Source organism: Leifsonia sp. SIMBA_070, assembly GCF_046534635.1.
Classification (GTDB): domain Bacteria; phylum Actinomycetota; class Actinomycetes; order Actinomycetales; family Microbacteriaceae; genus Leifsonia.
In genome coordinates this window covers 1-250 of record NZ_JAWRYK010000669.1, presented here as the reverse complement: position 1 = coordinate 250, position 250 = coordinate 1, and the positions used below count along the sequence as shown (strand labels likewise).

The following is a 250-nucleotide window of genomic DNA, read 5'->3' as shown; positions in this document are numbered from 1 at the left end:
CTCACCTGCCGGGTGTCGCCACCTCGAGCGACATCCATCGCGCTCTGCTCGCCGGCGCGCAGTGGGTCAAGGCCTTCCCCGCGGCCGAGCTCGGCGCCTCGTGGATCACGGCCCAACTCGCGCCGTTCCCCGAGGCGAAGTTCGTCGCGACGGGCGGGATCGGCGCCGCGAACGGCGCCGAGTTCATCGCCGCGGGCGCACGGGGGCTCGCGATCGGATCGGCGTTCGAGAACCCCGAGCTGCTCGCGGC

1 pseudogene is annotated in these 250 nt (G+C 74.0%); it reads left to right on the top strand.

Annotated elements, in window-relative coordinates:
* Positions 1-250, top strand: a pseudogene (locus tag SB754_RS21920) (2-dehydro-3-deoxyphosphogluconate aldolase); the annotation flags it as partial.